Consider the following 3,732-nt stretch of genomic DNA (forward strand, 5'->3'; position numbering starts at 1 on the left):
CTCACCATAAGCAGTTTTATACATCCATCGGATACTTACTTTCTTTTTATCGGCTCTAACATAACCAAAATAACGGTCAAAAAGTTTCTTGGTTGCGATGCCTAAAGCGGTGTATGCACCTGTAATTTCAAGTCCACAAGCAGATGCAAATTCTTCTGTTGAAATGAAGATAGGTTCGCCACTGGATATATTTGTTGTTCTCGCTAAAGGCGTAGCCATAATGAATAAACGCTTTTCATCAAGCGTCATGCTCTTGAAACACTCTACTACTCGATTTTGTAAAACTACCCAATCTTTGGGGTAGTGTTTTTTTACATCTAATTCCATGTTTTTCTCAAAAAAGTACAATTAAAGACAATATACTTTTTATTCAAATAAAGTACAAATATTTTTTTGTACTATAAAACATGGGAATTGTACTTTCTTAACATGGCGTTTGTACTTTTTTAAATAGTAAAAGCATGGGAATTGTACTTATAAGCATGGGAATTGTACTTTTTTAAAGTCTGAAAGCCTTGCCTAGCATGGGCTAGAGGGGTGTCTAAAAGCTTTTAAAAGCTTTTTAAAAGTATAAAAAGGGATTTGGCTGTGAAAAACAGCCCTATGGCACTCGCTTCGCTCGTGGCATTTTGACCTCGTTTCACTCGGTCTAAGGGGCTGCTTTTTGGTTACTGCTTTCGAGGATTCAAAAAAGCAAAAGCAAGAATGGATTCGCTTCGCTCATAGAGCTATTTTTGCTCGCTTCGCTCGGTCTAGGTGCAAATATCATGTGGTCGCTTTGCTCGGTTAATCCCATTTTTAGGCGAAAGGGAGCAATTGTAATCAGGGAAAGAGCAGGGCAAAATTTTGATAGTGTTCAATCGCTCGTAGACACTCGCTCGGCTAATCCCTGTTAGCGTCAAAAAGAAAAACACAAAGCGAACGGAGTGTGAGCGACATAGCGATAGATCGCTTATTCCCCCCTCTGATTACCGCTTTTTGCTGAATTGGATTTTCAATGGTTGGGGCTATCGTTCCATACCTTTGGATTTTGATGCACCTCTGACCTGTTCTTGCTCTCGTTGTTTTTGTGATTCAAGTTTTGGCACTTCAAAATTAGGATTTTCCTTAAATTTCGCTACAAACGCCTGTTGAGCCTGTTTTAATTTTTTATCTAACTCTGAACCGCTAATTTTTTGCTCCAGTACCGATTTTATCGACTGGTACGCCTGTTTTTGCTCGTGGTTTAACTGGCGATAAACGCTGTTAAAATCTAATTCTTGCGGTTTTTCCCTGCCGATATTGGGCTGAATGGTCGGCTGACTGCGTAAACGCATAATTTCTTTCTTAATATCGTCTGATCTACTCGCCATAAGGCTTTTGGCTAGTTTTAGGTCGCCCTCTTTTTGGTCAAATTCATGCTTCAACTCTGAATATTTTTCTTTCCACGCTGAAAATTTAGGATTTGGTACTAATCCAAATAATTTTTCTTGTGGTTTGTTTTTTTGCAGTTCGATATATCCGTTGTAAGCGGTATCACTGTCACGCTTCAATTGGACAATTTCAGATTCAAGACGGCTTAATTCATCTTTGAGTTGTTTTAATTTAGGGCTAGATGGCTCTAATTTGCGTTCTAAGCGATTTTCTTGCGGTTTTGGTTGTTCTACCTGTTTTTGTGTTTCTGTGGCTCTAAGGGGTTGTTTTGATGCTTCTAGGCGTATTTCTGATTGGTATTTGCTGATTTTTGATTCTGCAAGGCTGATTTCTTGCTCTAAACCTTTCAAAATTTCAGGCAAACGCTGTTTTTCTGCATTTTGCTGTTTGATTAAATCGTTTTTTAGACTGATTTCGGTATCTATGCCCTGTCTGCGTAGCTGTGTGACCTTGCTACCCTCGTGAATGGTGGCTTGTAGTCCGTTGTCTTGGTCGGCATAGCTGCGGTGATCTACTTCGGACAAGTACCCTGCTCGTGCCAAGTGTTTATTGGCAATATCGGCAAAAGTTTCTCGCCATTGGTTCACGGTCTGACTAGAGTTTTCTTTGTTAAAATCCCGATTTCTCTTTTTGGCAAAGTCGCCTGTTTCTAGGTCGATTTGTCGCCCTGTAAACATGATATGAGCGTGATAATTACGTTCATCACTTCCGCTTTGGGTGTGTGGGGCATGAATGGCTGCGTCCACAACTACGCCATGCCGTTTTACAAGCTCTTGGCATATCTCATTGAGCATAGATTGACGTTGTTCGGCATTCAGTTCATGCGGAAAAGCTATTTCAAATTCTCGTGCTAGGTTAGCGTCTTTTCTACGTTCAACTTTTTCAACAGTATTCCAAAGTTGGTTACGGTCTAGTAATTCAGGATTTGTATTTTCAGGAGCATATATTTTTGTAAATTCAACGCCTGTTTTTCTTGTGTAGTCTTGTTCTTTCCCTTGTCTTTCATCTATCAACTTTTCACCCGAACGATAAGCAGAACATGCAACGGCTGAACGCCCTGCACTTCGACTTATTGTCTTAACTGAAAAATGATAAATTGCCATTTTGCCTTTGCTCTTAAATTCGATTTCGAATTTCACCAATCTGCATAGATTGGTTTGGGGTTGTAGGGGGCTATCCCCTGCCGTACTTCCATTGAAAAAATCGAAGATTTTTCTCAATGGTAAAGTGCGCCCTTCGGGAAAACCACGATAGCAGATAGTACCTTGAATTTCAATTCATGTACGCTTATGCTAACTGTGGTTTTTTAGGCTTTGGAATCACAATGAAAGTTGAATCATTAGAACAGCAAATTGCTAAACAAGAAGAACGCTTAAAACAGCTAAAGGCACAGAAACAAGCTGTATTAGCTCGTGAAAAGAAAAAGCAGTCTGAACAGCAACGAAAGGAAGATACTAGACGTAAAATCTTACTCGGTTCTTTAGCACTAAAGAAAATGGAAAATGAACAAGACAAAGAAAAAATACTCGCTGACTTGAACGAGTATTTAACAGAAGATAGGGATAGAAAGTTATTTAATCTTTGAAGTCGGTATGTGTTCGTAATGCCTTAAATATCCGTTTTGCTGTTTCTTCTCGAACGGATTTAGGGTCACGTAAAATATTGGCAATCCATTGGGCAAAAGTGCTGTAATCAGGGAAAGTAGATAAATCCGATATATCGCTAACCTTGCTGAGTATCGAACTGTATTTCTGTATCTGTGCATCTGTGAGCTTACAGAACATATCTATCGTATTTTTATCTCGCCCTGTTTCGATAACTTTTGGTTTTGGTTTCTCCTTAACTGTAAACTTAAAGCCAACCACAGAACGCCCACGTTTTACATTCTCATAGATCAGGTCTATATCGGTGTTGGCTGCGATCTCGTCCAATGATGGCTTAATTACACGTTTTTTTAGGTTGCTTAGGTCTTGATATGATTCAGGCAAGCCTAACTGTTGAAATAATTCATCTAGGCTGATTTGAAAACCGCCCATTGCTTGATGCTTTTTGGCTAGGTGGTAGAAGTCGAGGGAATAGTCTTTTTTAAGCCGTAATACCACTTCTTTTTTATACTTGGTATAAGGGTTTAGGGCATCGAACTCTCTAAGCAACAATAACACTTCATCAGTAAAATATAGTTCTGCACCGCCCTCACCATAAGCAGTTTTATACATCCATCGGATACTTACTTTCTTTTTATCGGCTCTAACATAACCAAAATAACGGTCAAAAAGTTTCTTGGTTGCGATGCCTAAAGCGGTGTATGCACCTGTAATT

Annotated in this window: 4 protein-coding genes; 1 reads left to right on the forward strand and 3 read right to left on the reverse strand. The window is 39.3% G+C overall.

Features of this window, described 5'->3' with window-relative positions; genetic code table 11:
- Positions 1 to 327: RepB family plasmid replication initiator protein (locus E2K52_RS13770; RefSeq protein ID WP_151205588.1), on the reverse strand; the 327-nt coding region annotated here is incomplete at its 3' end.
- Positions 328 to 1,007: 680 nt separating this feature from the next.
- Entirely contained in the window at positions 1,008 to 2,516 is a 1,509-nt protein-coding gene (gene mobQ, locus E2K52_RS13775) for a MobQ family relaxase (RefSeq protein WP_151205590.1), read from the reverse strand.
- Positions 2,517 to 2,737: 221 nt separating this feature from the next.
- Between mobQ and E2K52_RS13780 the strand changes: the two genes are divergently transcribed.
- Positions 2,738 to 2,998 (forward strand): mobilization protein, encoded by a 261-nt coding sequence (locus E2K52_RS13780; protein ID WP_151205591.1) that lies wholly within the window; start codon positions 2,738 to 2,740, stop codon positions 2,996 to 2,998.
- On the opposite strand, the gene E2K52_RS13785 is transcribed toward E2K52_RS13780, so the two are convergent.
- The coding region (locus E2K52_RS13785) for a replication initiation protein (protein ID WP_151205589.1) at positions 2,988 to 3,732 on the reverse strand (745 nt) is incomplete at its 5' end. The genes E2K52_RS13780 and E2K52_RS13785 overlap by 11 nt on opposite strands.

Source organism: Acinetobacter sp. RF14B, assembly GCF_006864105.1.
GTDB lineage: Bacteria > Pseudomonadota > Gammaproteobacteria > Pseudomonadales > Moraxellaceae > Acinetobacter > Acinetobacter lwoffii_C.

Bases quoted from the DNA above. Each gene is read 5' to 3' on its own strand.
- E2K52_RS13780 (WP_151205591.1), top strand. From the start codon at position 2,738: ATGAAAGTTGAATCATTAGAACAGCAAATTGCTAAACAAGAAGAACGC.
- mobQ (WP_151205590.1), bottom strand. From the start codon at position 2,516: ATGGCAATTTATCATTTTTCAGTTAAGACAATAAGTCGAAGTGCAGGG.